Below are 19321 nucleotides of genomic sequence, written 5' to 3'. Positions count from 1 at the left end.
AAGAGGAAACTGCGAATCGGCAGAGGGCCAGGCTCGCGGCGGCATGCGGGAAGCGATGAGGGATTCAGTGAAGCCGGGGCGGGAAACGAAGCGCGGTTCCCATGTAAAGCTGAGTGATGTTGCAAAGAGGGTAGGGGTCAGTCCGATCACCATCTCGCGTGCGCTTCGCAATCCCGAAATTGTCTCTGAAGAGCTGCGAGAGGTCATCCTGCGCACAGTCGACGAGATGGGCTACATCCCCAATCTTGCCGCCCGCGCGCTTGCCGGCCGCCACAGCGGCATCGTCGGCGTCATCACGCCGTCGCTTCATCATCCCTGCTTCACCGGTGTGATGATGGGCATCGAGGAGCGTTTGCGCGCTACGGATCTGCGGGTGCAATATGCCAACACGCTCAACGACGTCGATCAGGAGATCAACCAGTTCAAATCCTTCCTGGCGCAGAAGCCGGCCGGGATCATCCTCGTCAACGCGGAATATTACGACGGCCTTGCGACGCTGATGGATGCGGCCGCCTTTCCGGTCGCCCACGTCGCCGATCTCAGCCAGCCGCCGGAAACGCTGCTTGTCGGCATGTCGCATCATGTCGCCGCCGCTGCCGCCACCCGTTTCCTTCTGTCGAAAGAGTACAAGCGGATTGGTTTCATTGGCGGGCTCGGCGATATCCGCTCGCGCCGCAGTCGTGCGGGATATGAGGAGGCCATGCGCCAGGCCGGTCTCGACAATCCATCGCTGACACATGGCGAAGACGGTTCCACCAGCATCGGTCTTGGACGGCGCCTGTTCAGCGAATTGCTGGAGCGGGTTCCGGATCTCGATGCGATCCTTGCGCAAAATGATGATCTCGCCCTCGGCGCGCTGATCGAATGCAATGAACGCGGTATCAGCGTGCCCGATGATTTCGGTATCTGCGGCTTCAACGATCTGGAATTCGCGCAGTTCACCTCGCCATCTCTGACGACGGTGCATGTTCCGCGTCATGATCTTGGCCGCCGCGTCGCCGATTTGCTGCTACGCGCCATCCGCGAAGAGCCGGCAGAGGAACACAGGGTCGATCTCGGCTTTTCGATCATCGAGCGCGGATCGACGCGCTCGATGCCGAAGCAATAAAAAGGGGCCGATTGGCCCCTTTTTTTTTAGATATCGCTGGCCGCGCTCGACCAGAGCTCGGCTGCTTCCGAGGCCGTCATGCGGCGCACCTCCGCTTCGTGGCTACGCTTGGCGAACAACTCGCTTGCCATGATCTGCTCGGCAAGGTCCGCCGGAAGCGACAGGATCACGCGGGCATCATTGCCATGCAGGCCGCTGACATCGGCGCGCTTGCTGGTCACCATGCCGCCGGCGATGGTGTTGTTGGTCTCGGGGTCGATCAGGATGAAGGAACCGGTGGCGCGGTTCTGCTCGTAGGGATCGAAGATTGCGGCTTCGTCGAAAACGAGACGCACCTTGCCGATGGCATTCATATAAAGCCGCTGGGCGGAGTTCCACGCGCCGGTCTTCAGCTCCAGCTGGCTGACGGGCTCGACCTGAACACGCTGGCGGCGCGAGCCGCTCTTCAGCCAGTAGCGCTTGCCGGCTTCGATGCCTTCCGGCTGCAGGGCAACGACCTGCGCATCGAAGGAAAGGCCGGTCTGCGGCTGCGAGTCGATCGAAACGATCATGTCGCCGCGTGCCACGTCAACCTGACGGTCGAGCACGAGCGTGATCGCATCACCGGCAACAGCCGCATTGCGCACCAGATCGAAGGTGACGATCTTGGTGACATTGGCGACCATGCCCGAGGGCAGGATCATGACGCTGTCGCCCGGCTTCACAGAACCGCCGGCAACCGTGCCCTGATAGCCGCGGAAGCTTTCGCCCGGACGGGAGACGCGTTGTACCGAGAGGCGGAAGCCGGTCGTCTGGCCGGAGCGCACTGTCGCATGTTCCAGCGTCTCGACCAGCGTCGGGCCGCTGTACCAGGGCATTGCTGCCTGGCCGGAATAGACGACGTTTTCACCCTTCAGCGCAGACATCGGGATCGCGGTGATCTGCTTGACGCCGAGCGACAGAGCAAATTCCTTGAACTCGTGGGTGATCTTGTCGAAGCCGGCGCGGTCGTAATTCGTCAGGTCGATCTTGTTGACCGCGAGTACGAATTGCTTGATGCCGAGCAGCGAGGCGATCGTCGCGTGGCGGCGCGTCTGTTCGAGGATGCCGGCGCGGGCATCGACCAGCAGCACGGCGAGATCGGCTGTTGAAGCGCCGGTCGCCATGTTGCGGGTATACTGCTCATGGCCGGGCGTGTCGGCAACGATGAAGGAGCGCTTGTCGGTCGAGAAATAGCGATAGGCGACATCGATGGTAATGCCCTGTTCGCGCTCGGCCTGCAGACCATCGAGCAGCAGCGCGAAGTCGGGCAGGCCGAGATCGTTCTGCTTGCCAGTGGAATCGCGACGAAGCGTTGCCGCCTGGTCTTCCTTCACTGCCTTGGTGTCCCAGAGCAGGCGGCCGATCAGGGTGGACTTGCCGTCATCGACGCTGCCGCAGGTGATGAGGCGCAACGGGCGCGAGTCGCGCACGGCCTTCAGGGGCTCGGCGGCGGGCACGGCGACGACGTTTGCGGGAACTGCTGCAGTCATCTCAGAAATATCCTTCACGCTTCTTCTTTTCCATGGAACCGGACTGGTCACGGTCGATGGCGCGGCCCTGGCGCTCGGAAACCGTGGCGATCTCCAGCTCCGCGATAATCTCTTCAAGGGTGGTGGCGGTAGAGCGGATCGCGCCCGTCAGCGGGAAGCAGCCGAGCGTGCGGAAGCGGATGAAGTCTTCCTGCTTCGTTTCGCCGGGCAGCAATTCGAGGCGCGGATCGGAGGCCGCAATCATCATGCCGTCACGCTCGACATAGGGGCGCTTGGCCGCGAAATAGAGCGGCACGATTGGGATATCCTCGGCCTGAATGTAGCGCCAGATATCGACCTCGGTCCAGTTGGACAGCGGGAAGACGCGCACGCTTTCGCCCTTGCGGATTTGGCCGTTATAGACGTTCCAGAGCTCCGGGCGCTGGTTGCGCGGGTCCCAGCGATGGTCGGGCGTACGGAAGGAATAGATGCGCTCCTTGGCACGGGAGGCTTCCTCGTCGCGTCGCGCGCCGCCGAAGGCCGCATCGAACTGGCCGGCATCGAGCGCATTGCGCAGCGCTTCCGTCTTCATGATGTCGGTGTAGCGAGCAGAGCCATAGGTGAACGGCGTGATGTTTTCAGCCGCACCGCGCGGGTTGATGTGCTCGATCAGGTCGAGATCGTATTCCTTCACGATCTGGTCGCGGAAGGTGATCATCTCCGCGAACTTCCAGCCGGTGTTGACGTGCAGCAGCGGGAAGGGGATGCGGCCGGGATAGAAAGCCTTGCGGGCAAGGTGCAGCAGCACGGATGAATCCTTGCCGATCGAATAGAGCATCACGGGGCGCTCGAATTCGGCGGCAACTTCGCGGAAGATGTGGATCGCTTCGTTTTCCAGCGCCTTCAGATGCGGGTCGAGCGGCGGCTTGGCGCTCTGCGGATTGTTCAGTTCCGTATCCTGACGGGTATCGGGCATTTCGTACTCCAAACTTCTTATTGCTGCACGGCGATCGCGGCCGCCTCTTCGGCGACATGCAAACCGCATTCGCGCGTCTCATCCTGTTCCCACCACCAGCGGCCAGCGCGTTCCGGCTCACCGGGCTTGATGGCGCGGGTGCAGGGCTCGCAACCGATCGAGGGATAACCGCGGGCATGCATCGGGTTCACCGGCACGCCGTTGTCGGCGACGAAGACCTTGATCTTGTCGATGTCCCAGTCAGCGAGCGGGTTGACCTTCAACAGGTGGCGTTCGGCGTCATATTCGGCAAAGGGCGTCTCGGCGCGATTGGCCGACTGGCCGCGGCGCAGGCCGGTGATCCAGATCGTGGCACCTGCCAGCGCCCGCGCAAGCGGCTTCAGCTTGCGCACGCCGCAACAGGCATGTCTGGCTTCGACGCTCTCGTAGAAACCGTTCATGCCGTATTTCGCCGCGTAAGCGTCGATGTCGGCCTGCTCCGGTTCATAGCGGGTGATGTGAATGTCGTACTGGCTCTCGGTCTCGTCGATCAGCGCAAGCGTTTCAGGGAAAAGCCGCCCTGTCTGCAGCGTGACGACGTCGATCGGCAGGCGATGCGTGCCGATCTCGGCGGTGATGACCTGGTCCTCGATGCCGAGCGAGGTGGTGAAGACCACACGCCCGCCAAGGCCAGCGACAAACGAAAGCCGGCCGGCGAGGTCGAGACCCGAAAGCTTGTCAGCCAAAGCCTCGGCTTCTTCGATCGGATTGATAACAGTCATGGGGGATCCTGTCCTTGATATTGGCCGGAGTATTACAGCTGAAGGACGGATCGGACAGAAAAAGGGATTTCGAAAGGACTGCTTAGCGGAGCAAATATCTCTCCCATCCTGCCGCAATGCAGAAAAGCAGCCGCAGGCGCAGAAATGGCGCCTCGAACTTAATGTCTATAGAAATAGTAGTGTTACACGGCGCCTGTCAATTGGAAATCTGAATTGATGGCGGCGATGATGAAAATTGTCCTCTTTTGACATAGATTATCAGCTGTTGGCCGAGGGTGAAAAACAGGGCCAAAATACTTGTCTCTCAAGGCTTTTTCCGGCTTGTTCAAATTCCGTTCATGCTGGCCGTGCAATAGAGGCAATCAGCTTTTTTGGCGATGTCGGGATTCGACACCGCTCTGTGTGTGTCGACGGTCCGAGATGATTACGCAAAAGGCAAAATATGCGCTGCGGGCGCTGACGGTTCTGGCGGAAGCTGTGGCCGACGAACCCGTCATGATTTCCGACATTGCCGTGCAGCAAAAGATCCCGAAGAAGTTTCTGGAACAGATCCTGCTCGACCTCAAACATCACGGCATCGTCGTCAGCCGCCGCGGCAAGCAGGGTGGCTACCTGCTGCTGAAGCCGGCTCATAGCATCACCTTCGGCGAGATCCTGCGCATCATCGATGGCCCGATCGCGCCGCTGCCCTGCCTGTCGATCACCGCCTACCGCAAGTGCGATGATTGCGACGGCGAGCAGACCTGCCAAATTCGCCACGTCTTCGCCAAGGTAGCGGACGCCACCCGCAAGGTGCTGTTCTCCACGACGATTGCAGACGCCGTCAGCACCAAGCGTGGTGCGGAAGTCACCCGTCTGCTTGCCTGATCCCCTCTCACCGGCCCTCAAGATTCGGTGAGTGACCTTTCCATCTGTCTGACATGCTCCACCTGCCCGTGCATTCGGGTAGGGAGAAACATCATGTTCGCACCTTCGGGAAAGAGAGCGCTGGCGGCTGTCCTGCTGTCGGCTACAGTTGCAACCGGTGCTGCGGCCCATCACGGCTGGTCATGGGCGGAAGCCGACCAGATCGAGCTTCGCGGCATCATCCAGCAAATATCGATGGGCGGGCCGCATCCGACGCTCGATGTCGCAACCGTCGATGACGGTGTCTGGCGCGTCGAGCTCGGCAATCCGCGCCAGACAGAACGCGCAGGTTTCGTGGAAGGTGTCGCAAAGCCTGGCGATCAGGTCATGGCACTCGGAAACCGGTCGCAGGACCGCACAGAGAAACGGCTGAAGGCGGTGCGCATCACCATTGGTGAAAGGCGCTACGATATTTATCCGGAACGCATCCATACGAACTGACGCCTCGTCATGGAGCTTCTCGAATGGCTGGCTGCCATGACGCTTGCGGTCGAGCTTCGGGGCTCCGTGACGCTCTACATGTTCGTCAATGCCGCGCATATCCTGGCGATCGGTCTTCTGGTCGGCGCCATCCTGCCGCTTGATCTCAGGCTCGCCGGTTTTTTCGGTAAGGTGCCGGTGGAGGTCGTTGCGCCATTCCTGTCCCGTTCGGCCGGCATCGGCCTCGCCCTGGCTTTGCTCACCGGCTTCTGCCTCTTCAGCGTCCGCCCGGGCGAATATGCCGCCAATCCCGCCTTCCTTGCCAAGCTCGGACTGATCGCTTTCGGCATCCTCAATGTGCTCCTGGTTCATGCTGGGCAGGGATGGCGAACCGCAATCACGATCGGCATCGTTCATCCCGCCATGCGGTTCTCCGCAGCTCTTTCTGCGATGATATGGATCGCGGCCGTGGTGGCCGGCAGGTGGATCGGTTTTCTCTGACCTGATCGTCCGCCAGATGTCGCTCAGCCGCGCCCACGCACGAATTGCAGCGTTGTTTCGGCAACCCGCTGGCCGAGGTGGCGGGCAGTTGCGAGGTCCGCTTCAGGCGGCGCGATGTCAGGGGCTTCGTCGACATTCGATTGCGCGGCCGCACCGAGCCAGAAACCCAGCCGGTTGAGCTCTTCCTTCGAGCCGAAGGAGGAATTGTTGGCCGGCGGCAGGTCGAGATTGATCCAGTGCATGCCGTGTTGGGCGGCAAAAAGGGCGATCTGCATCAGGGTGGCGAGCTTGTCGCCCGCCTGGGAGCCCGAATTGGTGAAGCCGGCAGCGATCTTGTCCTTCCAGTGATAACCTCTCGCCATGACCGCGTGCGAGCTCGCCTCCTGAAAGGCCTTGAAGGCGGCAGACGGTCCGGCGACATAGGTCGGCGCGCCGAAGACGATCGCCTCCGCCGCGGCGAGATCGTCCCAACGGTTCGGCGCTTCCTCTACCGTCAGCAGCAGACAGCTAACGGCGGCGACCCGGTCAATACCGGCTTTCACTGCTTCTGCCTGCCGCGCCGTATGGCCGTATCCGCTGTGGTAGACGATGGCGATACGTATCTCTGTCATGGGTCGATCTCCTCTGATTTGAAATACAGATGCCCGCCTCCGCAGTGGGGCTGCGGATCGTGAAATGGGCGGGTTGTGAGTATGATGCGCCCTAGTGCAGGGCGTTCTGTTCCAGATGCGCGAGCTTTTCGGGATTGCGCGTCACATAGATCGCGGTGATCCTGCCATCTTCGATCTGGAGAGCCGTGGTCTGCAGCCAGCTGTCTTCCTCGATGCTGACAAAGCCCGGCAATCCGTTGATCAAGCCGTAATGCAGCAGTCGCGACATATGCGCGGTGAAGATCGGCGCCAGCGCTGCAAAGAGCTTGGTTACCTTGTCGCGACCGATGATCGGCCGCCTTGGCGCCACCGCCTTGCCGCCACCGTCCGTATAGACGGTTGCATCCTTAGCAAGCAGCGCCCGCAATGCCTCGATATTGCCGCTGCGCGACGCCGTGAAGAAGGCAGAGGCGATCTGCAGGCCGTGTTCCGGCGGTAGGGCATAGCGCGGCCGCGCGCTCCGAACATTGGCCCGTGCCCGGCTGGCAAGCTGACGGCAGGCCGCAGGTTTGCGTCCGATGGTGGCGGCGATCTCCTCGAAACCGACGCCGAAGACATCATGCAGCACGAAGACGGCTCGTTCGAGCGGCGAAAGCCGTTCCAGCGCCAGCATCAGCGGCAGCGTGACATCGTCGACTTCCTCTTCCGGCGCGACCACGATCGGCTCCGGCAGCCACGGTCCGATATAGGTCTCGCGCCGGCGCCGCGCCGATTTCAACTGATCGAGGCAAAGTCGCGTCACGATCCGGTGCAAAAAGGCGGCCGGCTCACGAACCTCATCGCGATCGGCATCGAGCCAGCGCAGGAAGGCCTCCTGCACGATATCTTCGGCTTCCGTGACTGATCCCAGCATGCGGTAAGCAATCCGCATGAGGCGCGGCCGTAGCGGATTGAAGACGGAGGCAGTGTCTGTTCCTACCGTCGCCGTCATCGCTCGGCCTTTCGCTGGTCCAGCTTCGCCATCGCCATCTCCTTCACCTCGTCCGTTCGAGAAGGCTGGACGAGATGAGGTGGTCATTTGTGACATGCTGTCCAGTTTTTTGTGCAGCCTTACCGGTCGCTCACCGCCGCGCGCGGATTGATCCACGGCTCCTGGTTGGATCGTGCCATCAGCTGTCTGCCGAGAATATGGTCTGCGGCCTTCTCGCCGGTCATGATCGACGGACCATTCAGATTGCCATAGGTGACATGCGGGAAGATCGAGCTGTCTGCGACCCGCAGGCCGTCCACACCGATCACCCGTGTATCGGGATCGACCACCGCCATCGGATCGTCCTTCGCCCCCATCCGGCAGGTGCCGCAGGGGTGGTAGGCGCTTTCCAGATGTTCGCGCAGGAAGGCGTCGATCTGTTCGTCCGTCTGAACCTTCTCGCCCGGCTGGATTTCCGGGCCGCGATAATGGTCGAAAGCCTTCTGGCCGAAGATCTCGCGCGTCAGGCGCACGCAGTGGCGGAATTTCTCCCAGTCTTCGGCATGGCTCATATAGTTGAAACGCAGCACCGGATCTGCCTTCGGATCGGCGGAGCGCAGCGTGACGTTGCCCCGTGATTTCGATAGATTGTAGCCGACATGCACCTGGAAGCCGTGCGTGTTGGCCGCCGCCTTGCCGTCATAGCTGATGGCGACCGGCAGGAAATGATACTGGATATCTGGCTGCTTCAGCCCCGGTGCAGAACGCAGAAAGGCGCAGGCCTCGAACTGGTTGGAAGCGCCAAGGCCGCCCTTAGAAAGCAGCCATTGTGCACCGGCGACACCCTGCCAGAACCATGGCAGCCAGGAATAGAGTGACACCGGCTTGGTCGAGATCTGCTGGAAATAGAATTCCATATGGTCCTGCAGATTGGCGCCGACGCCCGGCCGATCGACCTTTACCTCAATGCCCATGTCCTGCAGATGCCCGCCGGGGCCGATGCCGGAGAGCATCAAGAGTTTCGGAGAGTTGAAGGAGGAGGCCGAGACGATCACCTCGCGATTAGCCTTGACGATCTCGGTTGCGCCGCCGCGCTCGATTTCCACGCCCGTCGCGCGGCCGTTCTCGATGATGATCCTGCGCGCAAAGCCTTTGACGAGCTCAACGTTCGGCCGCTTTAGCGCCGGCTTCAGATAGGCGCTTGCCGCCGACCAGCGCCGGCCGCGATGGATGGTCTGTTCCATCAGCCCGAAGCCTTCCTGCTTGGAGCCGTTATAATCCTCGGTCGTCTCGAAGCCCGCTTGTTTTCCGGCATCGATGAAGGCGTGAAACAGCGGGTTCTTCACCACGCCGCGCTGCACATGCAGTGGGCCATCTGTACCGCGCCAGCCTTCCTCGCCGCCGTGCGAGTTCTCCATACGCTTGAAATAGGGCAGCACATCCGCGTAGGCCCAGCCATTCGCGCCGAGCTCTTCCCATCGATTGTAGTCTTCCGCATGGCCGCGCACATAGACCATGCCGTTGATCGAGGAGGAGCCGCCGATCACCTTGCCGCGCGGCGCGGTGATGCGCCGGTTGTTGAGATTCGCCTCGGGCTCGGAAAGATAGCCCCAGTTATAGCGCTTCATGCTCATCGGCCAGGCAAGGGCCGCCGGCATCTGGATGAACGGCCCGAAATCCGAGCCGCCCGCCTCGATGACGATGACCGTGTTCTTGCCGTCTTCCGAGAGCCGGTAGGCCAGCGCCGAACCTGCCGAGCCGGAGCCGACGATGACGAAATCTGCCTGTTGCATGCTGTTCCCTTTGGATTGTCGTGTGCAACGGATGCGTCGGTTTTGGATGGGCTCAGTAGGGCGAGGCGACCGGCCCCATGCCGACATAAACCGTCTTCAGCTCGCTATAGTGCTCAAGCGCTGCCAGCGAATTCTCCCGTCCGAAGCCCGATTGCTTCGATCCCCCGAAGGGGATTTCCACCGGGCAGAGATTGTAGGTGTTGATCCAGAGCGTGCCGGCCTCTAGCTGGTCGACGACGCGGTGAGCGCGTGTCAGATCGGCAGTGAAGACGCCGCCGGAGAGGCCGAACTCCGTCGTATTGGCGCGCTTGATCACCTCGGCTTCATCGTCGAAATCGAGCACACACATGACCGGGCCGAAGATCTCTTCGCGCGCGATCGTCATCCCGTCGGTCACATCGGCAAAGACGGTCGGCTGCACATAATAGCCTTCGCCCGTCACATGGTTCGGGATACCGCCGCCGGTCACCAACGTCGCACCCTCGGCCTTGCCCTTCTCGATATAGGCGAGCACCTTCTCGCGCTGTGCCCAGGAGACCATCGGACCGAGCTGCGTGGCCTCATCCATCGGGTCGCCGATGAGGATCGCTTCGGTCCGCGTCTTCAGCCGTTTCAGGAATTCACCCTTGATCTTCTTTTGTACGAAGACGCGCGTGCCGTTGGAGCAGACCTGGCCCGTCGAATAGAAATTGCCGAGCATCGCGCCGCCGACGGCGCTGTCGAGATCGGCGTCGTCGAAGACGATCAGCGGCGACTTGCCGCCAAGCTCCATCGTCACGTGCTTGAGCTGGCCTGCAGCCGCAGCAGCCACCTTGCGCCCGGTCGGGACCGAGCCGGTCAGCGAAACCTTGGCGACGTCGGGGTGGTTGACCAGCAGCGGCCCGGTATCCCGATCGCCCTGGATGACATTGTAGAGCCCCTTCGGCAGGCCGGCCTCGTGCAGGATCTCGGCAATCTTCAGCGCGCCGAGCGGCGTGGTTTCCGAGGGCTTGAAGACCATGGCATTCCCGGCAACCAGTGCCGGCGCGCCCTTCCAGCAGGCGATCTGCTGTGGATAATTCCAAGCGCCGATGCCGACGCACACACCGAGCGGCACGCGCTTCGTATAGGCGAAGTCCTGACCAAGCGGGATATGCGAACCGTTCAGTCCCGCCGGTGCGATACCACCAAAGAATTCGAGCGCATCGGCACCCGAAGTCGGGTCGGCGACAACAGTTTCCTGGATCGGCTTGCCGGTATCGAGCGTTTCCAGCTCTGAAAGCTCGCGGTTGCGCTCGCGCATGATCTCGGCCGCGCGCTTCAGGATGCGCCCGCGCGCCATCGGGCTCAAGGCCGCCCATTCCGGCTGCGCGCGCTTGGCAGCCGCGATTGCCTTTTCGACGATGGCAGGCGTTGCGGCATAGAGCCGGGCGATCACTTCACCGGTTGCCGGATAGATGCTCTCAATGAGGGTGCCGCTGTCATCCTCGACATATTCCCCGTCGATGAAGTGCGATGCTTTCGGCTGGGCTTTCATGTCGCTGGTCCCTGGCTGGTGGTGATGGTGTTGTTCATTTGCCGATGCGGGCAAGCTGCATCGTCACATAATCCTCCGTCAGCGCGATCGAGGCTGCAATGCCGATCGGCGCCGATTTCAGACTTTGCCGGATATAGAGCCCGTCGATCATCGCGGCCGCGCCCTCCGCGATGCGTTCTGCGGCATCGTCAGGGCAAAGCGCTTTGAGGGCCGCAAGCAGGTTGGAGCGCAGGCGCCGCGCATAGATGACGAGGAAACGCCGTGTCTCTTCGGATCGCTGCGCCTCGGCATAGAAGGCAAGCCAGGCGGCAATCGTCTGCGGCGCGAACTGGTCGGCGTTAAAGCTGACGCGGATGATGGCCGAGATCCGCTCTCGCGGCGTTGCCGCTTGCCCCAGTGCCGTCACCACGTCGTTGCGCAACTGGCGCAAAAGGAAACGGATTGTCTCGATCAGCAGCTGTTCCTTGCTGCCGAAATAGTGGTGGGCAAGGGCAGGCGACACCCCGGCCCGCCGGGCGATATCGGACATGGTGACGGTCAGCGAGCCGTGATCGCCGATCACCCGCAGCGCTGCATCCACAAGCGCCTTGCGGCGCACCGGTTCCATTCCGACCTTCGGCAAGCTCAGTTCTCCCGAGAATGCATTGAAGCGTATTTTTGATTGACTGATCAATCAACAAAAATCTTTCGCCGGATTGATCCGGATCACCTCTTTTCGCGAGAAATTGCTGCAGCATATCTCCAGCAATCAGGAGGTGCGCCAATGGCCAATATTTACGACGGAATGCCCGAATCCCCGTTGCGGTCGAAATGGGTATGGTTCGTCGGTCTCGGCGTGCTGCTTCTCATCTGCGGCCTCATCGCTCTCAGCAACCTGCTGATGGCGACCGTCGCTTCGGTCTTTTATGTCGGCATGCTGATGCTGGCAGGCGGTGTTATCTATCTGATCCACGCTTTCCAGGTGCGCGGCTGGGATCATGTGCTCTTCTGGGCGTTGAGCGGTGTGCTTTATGTGCTCGCCGGCATCTGCGCCTTTATCAACCCCATCCTTACGTCCGCTGCTTTGACCCTGTTTCTGGCCATAGCGCTGCTCATTGCCGGTGTCTTCCGCCTTTTCGTCGGCATGCGCATGCGGCCGCTTAAGGGTTGGGGCTGGATTGTTGCGAGCGGCCTCATTACCGCTCTCGCAGGTTTCGTGATCGCGCTTGGCTGGCCCGTCAACAGCCTCTGGATTCTCGGCCTCTTCCTGGCGGTCGATCTCGTCGTTCAGGGCTGGACAATGCTCGCCTTCGGCCTAGGTATCCGTTCTTGAAACTGTGGAGAGAGGCCGCCGGATGGTCCGTTTCGACCGTTTCTTTTTTGACAAGAACATGACGGGGTACTAAAATTCTGCGATTGAAGGCCGGCTCCGCAGAAGAGCCGCCTCCTGTGCTAAGGCACTTCGGCATTGGCGCTTGTCGCCCCAGAAGCCGAAAATAGACCCCCGAGGCAGTCTCTGCCGAATAGAATGGGAGGAGAATTCCATGCCGATGGTCACCGTTTCCATCTCACCGCTCCAGGCAGCCGGCATTCGCGATGCTGTTGATCAAGGCGGATATGCGTCGAGCAGCGAAGTCGTACGCGAGGCGCTGCGCCTGTGGGATGCCGCCCGCAAATTGGGCGAATATCGCAGCGAAGTCCTGGCCGATGAAAGCGCACCCAGCGGCGGCAGATGCGTCGCCGATATGTTCGCCGATCATGAAGCCGAGCATCGCCGTTCGGCCTGAATAAGCTGTTGATTGTAAACTCGAAAATCTAATAAGCGCTTGGCGTGCATGAGCGGTTGCGCGTTCATGAAAGTTTCATACTGAGGAAAGGGTTCGTTGACCCTTCTGCTCCATTGTCCGGCCGAAAAAGAAAAGGTCACAGTGGAGATTGGCATGTCTTTGGCTGCCAGCGTCGAACCGGGTGTCGTGCGTCGTTATGCCAGCGATCAGATCGTTACCCTCGCCAAACTTGTCGTTGAAAATGCGTTTCAGCCGATTGTCGAAGCCGGTACCGGCACGGTCTTCGGTTATGAATCCCTCATGCGCGGGCAGGAGCGTATCGGCTTCGAAACGCCGATCGAAATCCTCGACGAAGCCCATGAGACCGGCCAGCTCCTTCAGCTTGAGCAGATGGTCGCGAACCGCGCGCTCGCCAAATTCTCGACGCTCTCGAACTTCGCGACGGCCACGCTTTTCCTCAATCTCGACGTTCGCCTCATCCCGCATGGCAATCGTCTTGTCGAGAGCCTGCTGCTGCAGCTGAAAACGGCGAATATCCCGCCATCTTCCGTCTGTTTCGAGTTTTCCGAGCGCTTCGACAATACCAGCGTACCCGAATTCGCCGATCTCGTCTCGCGCCTGCGCAAGGCCGGCTTCAAGCTGGCGATCGACGATTTCGGCGTCGGCCATGGCGAGATGAAGCTGCTCTGCGACTATTCCGTCGATTACCTGAAGATCGACCGCCATTTCGTCGCCGATATCGACCGCAGCCCGCGTAAGCGCCACCTGCTGAAGAGCATCGTCAACATGGCCCACGTGCTCGGCACCCGTGTGATCGCCGAGGGCATCGAGACGGAAGCCGAATTCATCGTCTGCCGCGATTATGGCGTGGACCTCGTGCAGGGTTGGTTCATCTCGCGTCCGTCCACACATCTCTCCGAACTCGTGCCTGCCTTCCCGCACCTGCAGGAACTCGGCAAGAACAAGGGCAACAGCCAGTCGCTCGACGAGATCCTCATCCGCAAGCAGATCGAAATGCTGCCGACCGTCTATGAGAGCGATGGCATCGATACGGTCTTTGAACTGTTCCGCCGCAATCCGCGCCAGGCCTATTTCCCGGTTCTCAATGCCAATGGCGAGCCGCGTGGCATTATTCACGAGCATCACCTCAAGGAATATATCTATCAGCCCTTCGGCCGCGATCTTCTGAAGAACAAGGACTATGAGCGCACCATCTCGCATTTCGTCGAGCGTGCGCCGATCGTCGGCCTCGACAGCGATGCTGATCAGCTCATGGTGATCTTCGCCAATATGGAAGGTAGCAACTGCCTGATCCTCACCGACAACATGCGCTATGCCGGCGTCGTCTCCGCCGCCTCGCTGATCAAGGTCATCAATGAGAAGCAGCTGAAGACGGCACAGGACCAGAATCCGCTGACCGGCTTGCCGGGCAACCGTGCCATCCGCGATTTCATGCGCCATTCCGGCCGCGACGGCGATGAAGTGCGCCATTTCTGCTATTGCGACTTCGATAATTTCAAGCCCTTCAACGATGCCTACGGCTTTCATCTCGGCGACCATGCGATCTCGCTCTTTGCCGCGCTGATGCGCCGTTACTTCTTTGCCGAGCGTCACTTCCTCGGCCATGTCGGCGGCGACGATTTCTTCGTCGGTGTCGTCGGCTGGACGAAGGAGGAACTGACGGAAATCCTCGATCGTCTCATCAGCGATTTCCACGATGACGTGCTCGATCTCTATTCGGATGAGGACCGTGCCGCCGGCCGTATCCGCGGTCACGATCGCGCCGGCGCGGAAGCCTTCTTCCCGCTGATGCGCTGCTCGATCGGCGTTCTCGAACTGCCGGAAGGTCTCGTTATCGACGATATCAATCGCGTCAGCGCCGAAATCGCCCAGGTGAAGTCGAGCGCCAAGGAGAGCGACGAAGGCCTCGTATTCCATACGTTAGGCGAGGCGAATTGACGCCTCTGGCACTTCCGGCCTTCCCAAGTCCCAGACCCTGAATTATCTCCAATGCTTCGGAATAGGGAGAGCCGGGCCATGTCGTTGCCGTCGCATATGCGTTTTGTCGATCTGCCGTCTTTCGGCGGGCCGGAGGCGATGGTCATTGCAAGCGGACCGGTGCCGTCGCCCTCAGAAGGCCAGATCCTCGTCCGTACCGAAGCGGTTGGCGTCAACCGGCCCGATATTTCCCAGCGCCAGGGCAGCTATCCGCCGCCAAAGGATGCGAGCCCCATTCTCGGCCTGGAACTCGCGGGCGAGGTCGTCGCGATCGGCCCCGGCGTGACCGGCTATTCGCTGGGCGACAAGGTCTGTGGCCTCGCCAATGGCGGCGCCTATGCCGAATATTGCCTTCTGCCGGCCGGTCAGGCGCTGCCTTTCCCCAGGGGTTATGATGCAGTGAAGGCCGCAGCTCTTCCGGAGACCTTTTTCACCGTCTGGGCAAACCTCTTCCAGATGGCCGGCCTGACGGAAGGCGAGAAAGTGCTGATCCATGGCGGCTCCAGCGGCATCGGCACGACCGCTATCCAGCTCGCCAAGGCTTTCGGCGCCGAGGTCTATGCGACTGCCGGCTCGAAGGAAAAATGCGAGGCCTGCGAGAAGCTAGGCGCCAAGCGCGCCATCAACTACCGGGAAGAGGATTTCGCAGCCGTCATCAAGGAAGAGACCGGCCACGGCGTCGATATCGTCCTCGACATGATCGGCGCAGCCTATTTCGAGAAAAACCTCGCCTCGCTGGCGAAGGACGGCTGCCTCTCGATCATCGCCTTTCTGCAGGGCGCGGTTGCCGAAAAGGTCAATCTGACACCGATTATGGTCAAGCGCCTGACGGTGACCGGCTCCACCATGCGCCCGCGCACGGCGGAGGAGAAACGGGCGATCCGTGACGATCTCTTGTCCGAGGTCTGGCCGCTTCTGGAAGCCGGCACAGTCGCGCCCGTCATCTACGAGACCTTTGCCTTTGAAGACGTGGTAGCTGCCCATCGGCTGATGGAAAGCAGCAACCACATCGGCAAGATCATGCTGAAACTCAGCTAAAGCGCCGTGCGTCCGTTCGGACGCACAAAACACGCTCTAACTCTTTGAATCTACGCATCAGGCTTTCCGAAAATCGATTCCGATTTTCGGGCCGATGCTGTAAGCGACAGCGCCGCGCCGACGGCGATCAGCCCCGGCAAGGCCATGATCACATAGAGCCAGCTCGCCGCCGAAAGCGCGCCCGCAATGCCGCCCGGGTCGACCAGTCCCGCGCCGTTGGCGATGACGCCGGCAAAGGCCGCTCCGAAGGCGCTGCCGAGCGAGCTCATCGTCGGAATGGCTGCCGAAGCCTTGTCCTGCTCGCTGTCGGCCACCAGCTTCAGCACCTTGGCGACGAGATGCGCCCAGCCGAGGCCGACACCAAAACCCATCATGAACATGGCGACCGCTGCCGGTCCGAGGATGATAAGATGCGCTTCAGGGTTCTCGCGGCCAAGGAAGACGGCGAGCACGGCTGTCGCTGCGGCTTCGGTTGCACAGCCCGCAACGATCGCGGCGTTGGCTTTCCTGCCGGAGAAGGAGCCGCTGAAGAAGGCGGCCACCGTCCAGCCGAGGGCGACGAGAGCCACCAGATAGCCTGAAATCAGCGGCGTTATCCCGTGCAGAACCTGCAGGAAATAGGGAATGAAGATATCGCTGACGAGAACGAAGTTGAGGCCGATCATTGTCAGATAGACCCGTGATATCGGCTGGCTCAGCGTCACCGCGCCTAACGGCAGCAGCCGGTTGTTTCCCTTGCGTTCCAAAACGAGCATGACGCCGACGGCGACGACCGAAACGGCGATCAGCCCGATCTTGGCCGTCGTCATCTCGGTTGTCCCTGCGGTGCTGACCAACAGCACTGCCCCAAGCAGCAGGCAAATCTGCGCGACAGGCATCTTTGCCTGTTCGCGGTCGTCCTCGGCCTGCGGCAAAAGCCGCGGCGCCAGCACTGCCATCAACACGCTGAGCGGGACGAGCACGGCAAAGGCGTAGCGCCAGGCGCCGTCATGCGCGAAGAAGCCGCCAAGCGTCGGGCCGATGACGGTCGACACGCCCCAGATCGCCGCATAGAGCGTCGACGCCTTGGGCCAGAGCGGTTCGGGATAGACGAATCGGATGAAGGCGTAGCAGAGGGCGGCGAGTGCGCCCGTGCCGAAACCCTGCACCGTTCGGCCGATCAGCACGACAGGCATCGAGGGTGCTGCGGCGCAAAGCAGGCTGCCGACGCCGAAGATCACTGCCGCGATTACGTAAACACTGCGCAGCCCGATATTCCTCGGCCGCATCGCCATGAAGATCGAGCCCAGTATGGTCGCGGCGATATAAAGCGTCGTCACCAGTGAGAAAAGTTCCAGCCCGCCGACATCGCGCACGATGCTCGGCGCGATCGTCGCCGTGATGTAGCTTTCAACGGCAGAGATCGTCATGCCGCCGCCAAGCATCAATGTCGCCGGCAGCAGCGCAGGGGAAAACAACTGGAAGACGGAAGTTGAAGAGCCTGATGGCTCCAAGGCGGTCTCGGACATGATGAATCCTTGCGTTTTTCCTGACCCGTTATTATTTTCCAAGTTATGAATTGGAAAATTGCATGAGCGTCGGATTAAAACAAGAGGTAACTTGGAAAATTATGCGCCAGTCTCCTGTCAACCGCATCCTGATCCTGTTGAAGACCGAAGGGCCGCAGCTTGCCGCTGCGATCGGCGATGCGCTCAGCATATCAGGTGAGGCGGCCCGTCAGCAGCTTGCCAAAATGGCGGAAGAGGGACTTGTGGAACCCGCAACGGTCGCCCCCAAGGGCAGGGGACGTCCGAGGCAGCTCTGGCACCTGACGGCTGAGGGTAACAGCCATTTCCCGGATGGCCATGCCGAACTGACGGCCACCCTGCTGACGACTGTTGTCGCGCAACTCGGCCCCGCCGCGCTGGATACCGTCATCGCCGCCCGCGAAAACGAAACACTGCAGCGCTATCGCGCCGAACTCTCAGACAAGTCGGATCTGGCTGCCCGCGTCGAGGGGCTGGCCGCCATCCGCAGCCGTGAGGGCTATATGGCCGATAGCTGGCAGGAGGACGATGGATCATTGATGCTGGTCGAAAACCATTGTCCGATCTGTGCTGCGGCGACCGCCTGCGCCGGCTTCTGCCGTTCCGAGCTCGAAACCTTCCGCAGCGTGCTCTCGGCCAATGTCGAGCGTAGCGAGCATATCCTGCTTGGCGCGCGCCGCTGCGCCTATCGCATCACTCCAAGGTAATTTGGGCCGGCTGACGCATGCGGCTGCCGCTTTCCAGATAGAGCAGGATCACAATGGCGACGATGCCGACAGCGGCGCCGACGAAAGCCGTGCCGGAATAGTCCGTCACCGCCGTTCCAAGCGCAAAAACACCTGCGGCCACGCCGATGCCGATGAAAGTGTTGAGCGAGATCAGCGAGCTGCCGAGCCCCGGCCGGTCGGCGATGAGATCCTGCAGATAGGTGATCGGCAGGCTGAGGATCGCAGCCGCCCCGCAGGCGTTGAGACCGAGCAGCGCATAGAGCTGCCAGGGTGCTGTGGCAAAGCCGAGCAGCACCAGATAGAGGCAGTAGAGCACCGTGCCCGATGCCAGCACATGCACGGTATGGAAGCGCCGCTGCACCAGGCCCCACATCATCATGAAGGGCATTTCGAGGAAGGCCGTCAGGCCCGAGAGAAAGCCGACGTCAACGACGCTGCCGCCGATCGAGTGCACGACGATGAGCGGCGAAACCATGCCGTTCAGCCGCTGCAGGCCGAGCAGCAGAGACATGACGAAGACGCGGATGAAAACATCGGGCGCAAAGACCCGCTTCAGTGAGGCGAAGAAGCCCGGCTGGTTGGGGATAGTCTCGCGCAGCGGGCCGTTGCCGGGCGCGAAGAAGAAATAGAGGCAGAAGCAGATGAGGCTTGCCACCGCCGCCACCCCATAAGCCGGCCTCATCGAGGGCGAAGTGACCAGAGCAAGCCCGACCAGCCCCGGCGCCACCGCCCAGGAACCGGAATAGAGCGCGCGCACCGTCGAGGTGATGGCGACCGCTTCACTGCGGGCCAGTTGATTGGTGCGCGCCCGCACGCTGGCAAAGAGCAACGAATAGGTGGAATTGCTCATCGGCACGAGGAACAGCACCGAGAAGATGAAGATCGCGGGACTGTGGATGAGCGCGATCGATCCGAAGCCGATGATGCCTGCAATGGAAAGCGCAAGCACCAGTGGCCGTCTTTCCGTCAGCCTGTCCGACCATATGCCGAGCGTCAAACTGATCGCGACATTGACGACGGCAGCAAAGAAGACCAGCGCCGAATAGGCGCCGTCACTCATTCCAAGTTCGCTGATGCCGATTATCGACTGGTAGGGAACCGTGGAGGCGTAGGTAAAGGCGAGCGCCACCAGCGTGACGGTTGGAATGCGGATGCGGCTGTCGCGGATGATGGAAGAAAATGAGGATGGCATGAGTATGAGTCCTGACACACAACCTTTAGCCCCATCGCGCCT

General features: G+C 61.1%; 19 protein-coding genes. 9 read left to right on the top strand and 10 right to left on the bottom strand.

Going from position 1 to position 19321, the window contains the following annotated elements; genetic code table 11:
• Positions 1 to 55 precede the first annotated feature (55 nt).
• Entirely contained in the window at positions 56 to 1108 is a 1053-nt protein-coding gene (locus AC1DM5_RS20445) for a LacI family DNA-binding transcriptional regulator (RefSeq protein ID WP_477821840.1), read from the top strand.
• Between the two features lie 26 nt (positions 1109 to 1134).
• On the opposite strand, the gene cysN is transcribed toward AC1DM5_RS20445, so the two are convergent.
• Genes cysN through AC1DM5_RS20430 form a run of 3 tightly spaced genes read right to left on the bottom strand, consistent with a single transcriptional unit; the run spans position 1135 to position 4335 of the window.
• Positions 1135 to 2619 carry a sulfate adenylyltransferase subunit CysN gene (gene cysN, locus AC1DM5_RS20440; RefSeq protein WP_477821839.1) on the bottom strand — a complete coding sequence of 495 codons (1485 nt, stop codon included), beginning with the start codon at positions 2617 to 2619 and terminating at the stop codon, positions 1135 to 1137.
• Position 2620: 1 nt separating this feature from the next.
• Complete coding sequence (cysD, locus tag AC1DM5_RS20435; RefSeq protein ID WP_477821838.1) at positions 2621 to 3574, bottom strand: sulfate adenylyltransferase subunit CysD; 954 nt, start codon at positions 3572 to 3574, stop codon at positions 2621 to 2623.
• A gap of 17 nt (positions 3575 to 3591) precedes the next feature.
• The gene (locus AC1DM5_RS20430; protein ID WP_477821837.1) at positions 3592 to 4335 is read right to left on the bottom strand and encodes a phosphoadenylyl-sulfate reductase; all 744 of its coding nucleotides are present in this window, start codon (positions 4333 to 4335) and stop codon (positions 3592 to 3594) included.
• A 420-nt stretch (positions 4336 to 4755) separates the two neighbouring features.
• Here AC1DM5_RS20430 and AC1DM5_RS20425 point away from each other — a divergent pair, with 420 nt between their 5' ends.
• The 3 genes from AC1DM5_RS20425 to AC1DM5_RS20415 all read left to right on the top strand — a co-directional run bounded on the left by AC1DM5_RS20425 (position 4756) and on the right by AC1DM5_RS20415 (position 6162).
• On the top strand, positions 4756 to 5202 hold the full coding sequence (locus AC1DM5_RS20425; RefSeq protein WP_477821836.1) for an RrF2 family transcriptional regulator: 447 nt from the start codon (positions 4756 to 4758) through the stop codon (positions 5200 to 5202).
• Between the two features lie 93 nt (positions 5203 to 5295).
• Entirely contained in the window at positions 5296 to 5682 is a 387-nt protein-coding gene (locus AC1DM5_RS20420) for a DUF6152 family protein (RefSeq protein WP_477821835.1), read from the top strand.
• 9 nt (positions 5683 to 5691) lie between these two features.
• On the top strand, positions 5692 to 6162 hold the full coding sequence (locus AC1DM5_RS20415) for a DUF6644 family protein (RefSeq protein WP_477821834.1): 471 nt from the start codon (positions 5692 to 5694) through the stop codon (positions 6160 to 6162).
• Between the two features lie 23 nt (positions 6163 to 6185).
• Here the strand turns inward: AC1DM5_RS20415 and AC1DM5_RS20410 are convergent, their stop codons facing one another.
• From AC1DM5_RS20410 to betI, 5 genes are all read right to left on the bottom strand, one after another.
• Entirely contained in the window at positions 6186 to 6773 is a 588-nt protein-coding gene (locus AC1DM5_RS20410; protein WP_477821833.1) for a flavodoxin family protein, read from the bottom strand.
• Between the two features lie 91 nt (positions 6774 to 6864).
• Complete coding sequence (locus AC1DM5_RS20405; RefSeq protein WP_477821832.1) at positions 6865 to 7743, bottom strand: sigma-70 family RNA polymerase sigma factor; 879 nt, start codon at positions 7741 to 7743, stop codon at positions 6865 to 6867.
• A gap of 119 nt (positions 7744 to 7862) precedes the next feature.
• On the bottom strand, positions 7863 to 9515 hold the full coding sequence (gene betA / locus AC1DM5_RS20400) for a choline dehydrogenase (RefSeq protein ID WP_477821831.1): 1653 nt from the start codon (positions 9513 to 9515) through the stop codon (positions 7863 to 7865).
• 52 nt (positions 9516 to 9567) lie between these two features.
• The gene (gene betB / locus AC1DM5_RS20395; protein ID WP_477821830.1) at positions 9568 to 11031 is read right to left on the bottom strand and encodes a betaine-aldehyde dehydrogenase; all 1464 of its coding nucleotides are present in this window, start codon (positions 11029 to 11031) and stop codon (positions 9568 to 9570) included.
• 34 nt (positions 11032 to 11065) lie between these two features.
• Positions 11066 to 11653: a transcriptional regulator BetI gene (gene betI / locus AC1DM5_RS20390; protein ID WP_477821829.1), complete on the bottom strand. Its 588-nt coding sequence runs from the start codon at positions 11651 to 11653 to the stop codon at positions 11066 to 11068.
• Positions 11654 to 11794: 141 nt separating this feature from the next.
• On the opposite strand from betI, the gene AC1DM5_RS20385 reads away from it, so the two are divergent.
• From AC1DM5_RS20385 to AC1DM5_RS20370, 4 genes are all read left to right on the top strand, one after another.
• Positions 11795 to 12343 carry an HdeD family acid-resistance protein gene (locus AC1DM5_RS20385; protein WP_477821828.1) on the top strand — a complete coding sequence of 183 codons (549 nt, stop codon included), beginning with the start codon at positions 11795 to 11797 and terminating at the stop codon, positions 12341 to 12343.
• Positions 12344 to 12554: 211 nt separating this feature from the next.
• The gene (locus AC1DM5_RS20380; protein ID WP_037105511.1) at positions 12555 to 12797 is read left to right on the top strand and encodes a ribbon-helix-helix domain-containing protein; all 243 of its coding nucleotides are present in this window, start codon (positions 12555 to 12557) and stop codon (positions 12795 to 12797) included.
• Positions 12798 to 12950: 153 nt separating this feature from the next.
• The gene (locus AC1DM5_RS20375; RefSeq protein ID WP_477975498.1) at positions 12951 to 14756 is read left to right on the top strand and encodes a GGDEF domain-containing protein; all 1806 of its coding nucleotides are present in this window, start codon (positions 12951 to 12953) and stop codon (positions 14754 to 14756) included.
• A gap of 78 nt (positions 14757 to 14834) precedes the next feature.
• Positions 14835 to 15833 (top strand): NAD(P)H-quinone oxidoreductase, encoded by a 999-nt coding sequence (locus tag AC1DM5_RS20370; protein WP_477822140.1) that lies wholly within the window; start codon positions 14835 to 14837, stop codon positions 15831 to 15833.
• Positions 15834 to 15883: 50 nt separating this feature from the next.
• Here AC1DM5_RS20370 and AC1DM5_RS20365 read toward each other — a convergent pair whose 3' ends face one another.
• Positions 15884 to 17341: an MFS transporter gene (locus AC1DM5_RS20365; protein ID WP_477822139.1), complete on the bottom strand. Its 1458-nt coding sequence runs from the start codon at positions 17339 to 17341 to the stop codon at positions 15884 to 15886.
• Positions 17342 to 17442: 101 nt separating this feature from the next.
• Here AC1DM5_RS20365 and AC1DM5_RS20360 point away from each other — a divergent pair, with 101 nt between their 5' ends.
• On the top strand, positions 17443 to 18066 hold the full coding sequence (locus AC1DM5_RS20360) for a helix-turn-helix transcriptional regulator (protein WP_477822138.1): 624 nt from the start codon (positions 17443 to 17445) through the stop codon (positions 18064 to 18066).
• Here the strand turns inward: AC1DM5_RS20360 and AC1DM5_RS20355 are convergent.
• Positions 18053 to 19279, bottom strand: a complete 1227-nt coding sequence (locus AC1DM5_RS20355; RefSeq protein ID WP_477822137.1) for an MFS transporter — start codon at positions 19277 to 19279, stop codon at positions 18053 to 18055. The genes AC1DM5_RS20360 and AC1DM5_RS20355 overlap by 14 nt on opposite strands.
• Positions 19280 to 19321: the final 42 nt, after the last annotated feature.

The organism is Rhizobium sp. 01T437 (assembly GCF_056398505.1).
Note: the sequence above shows the minus strand (reverse complement) of the source record. Positions and strands in the feature narration are given on the sequence as shown.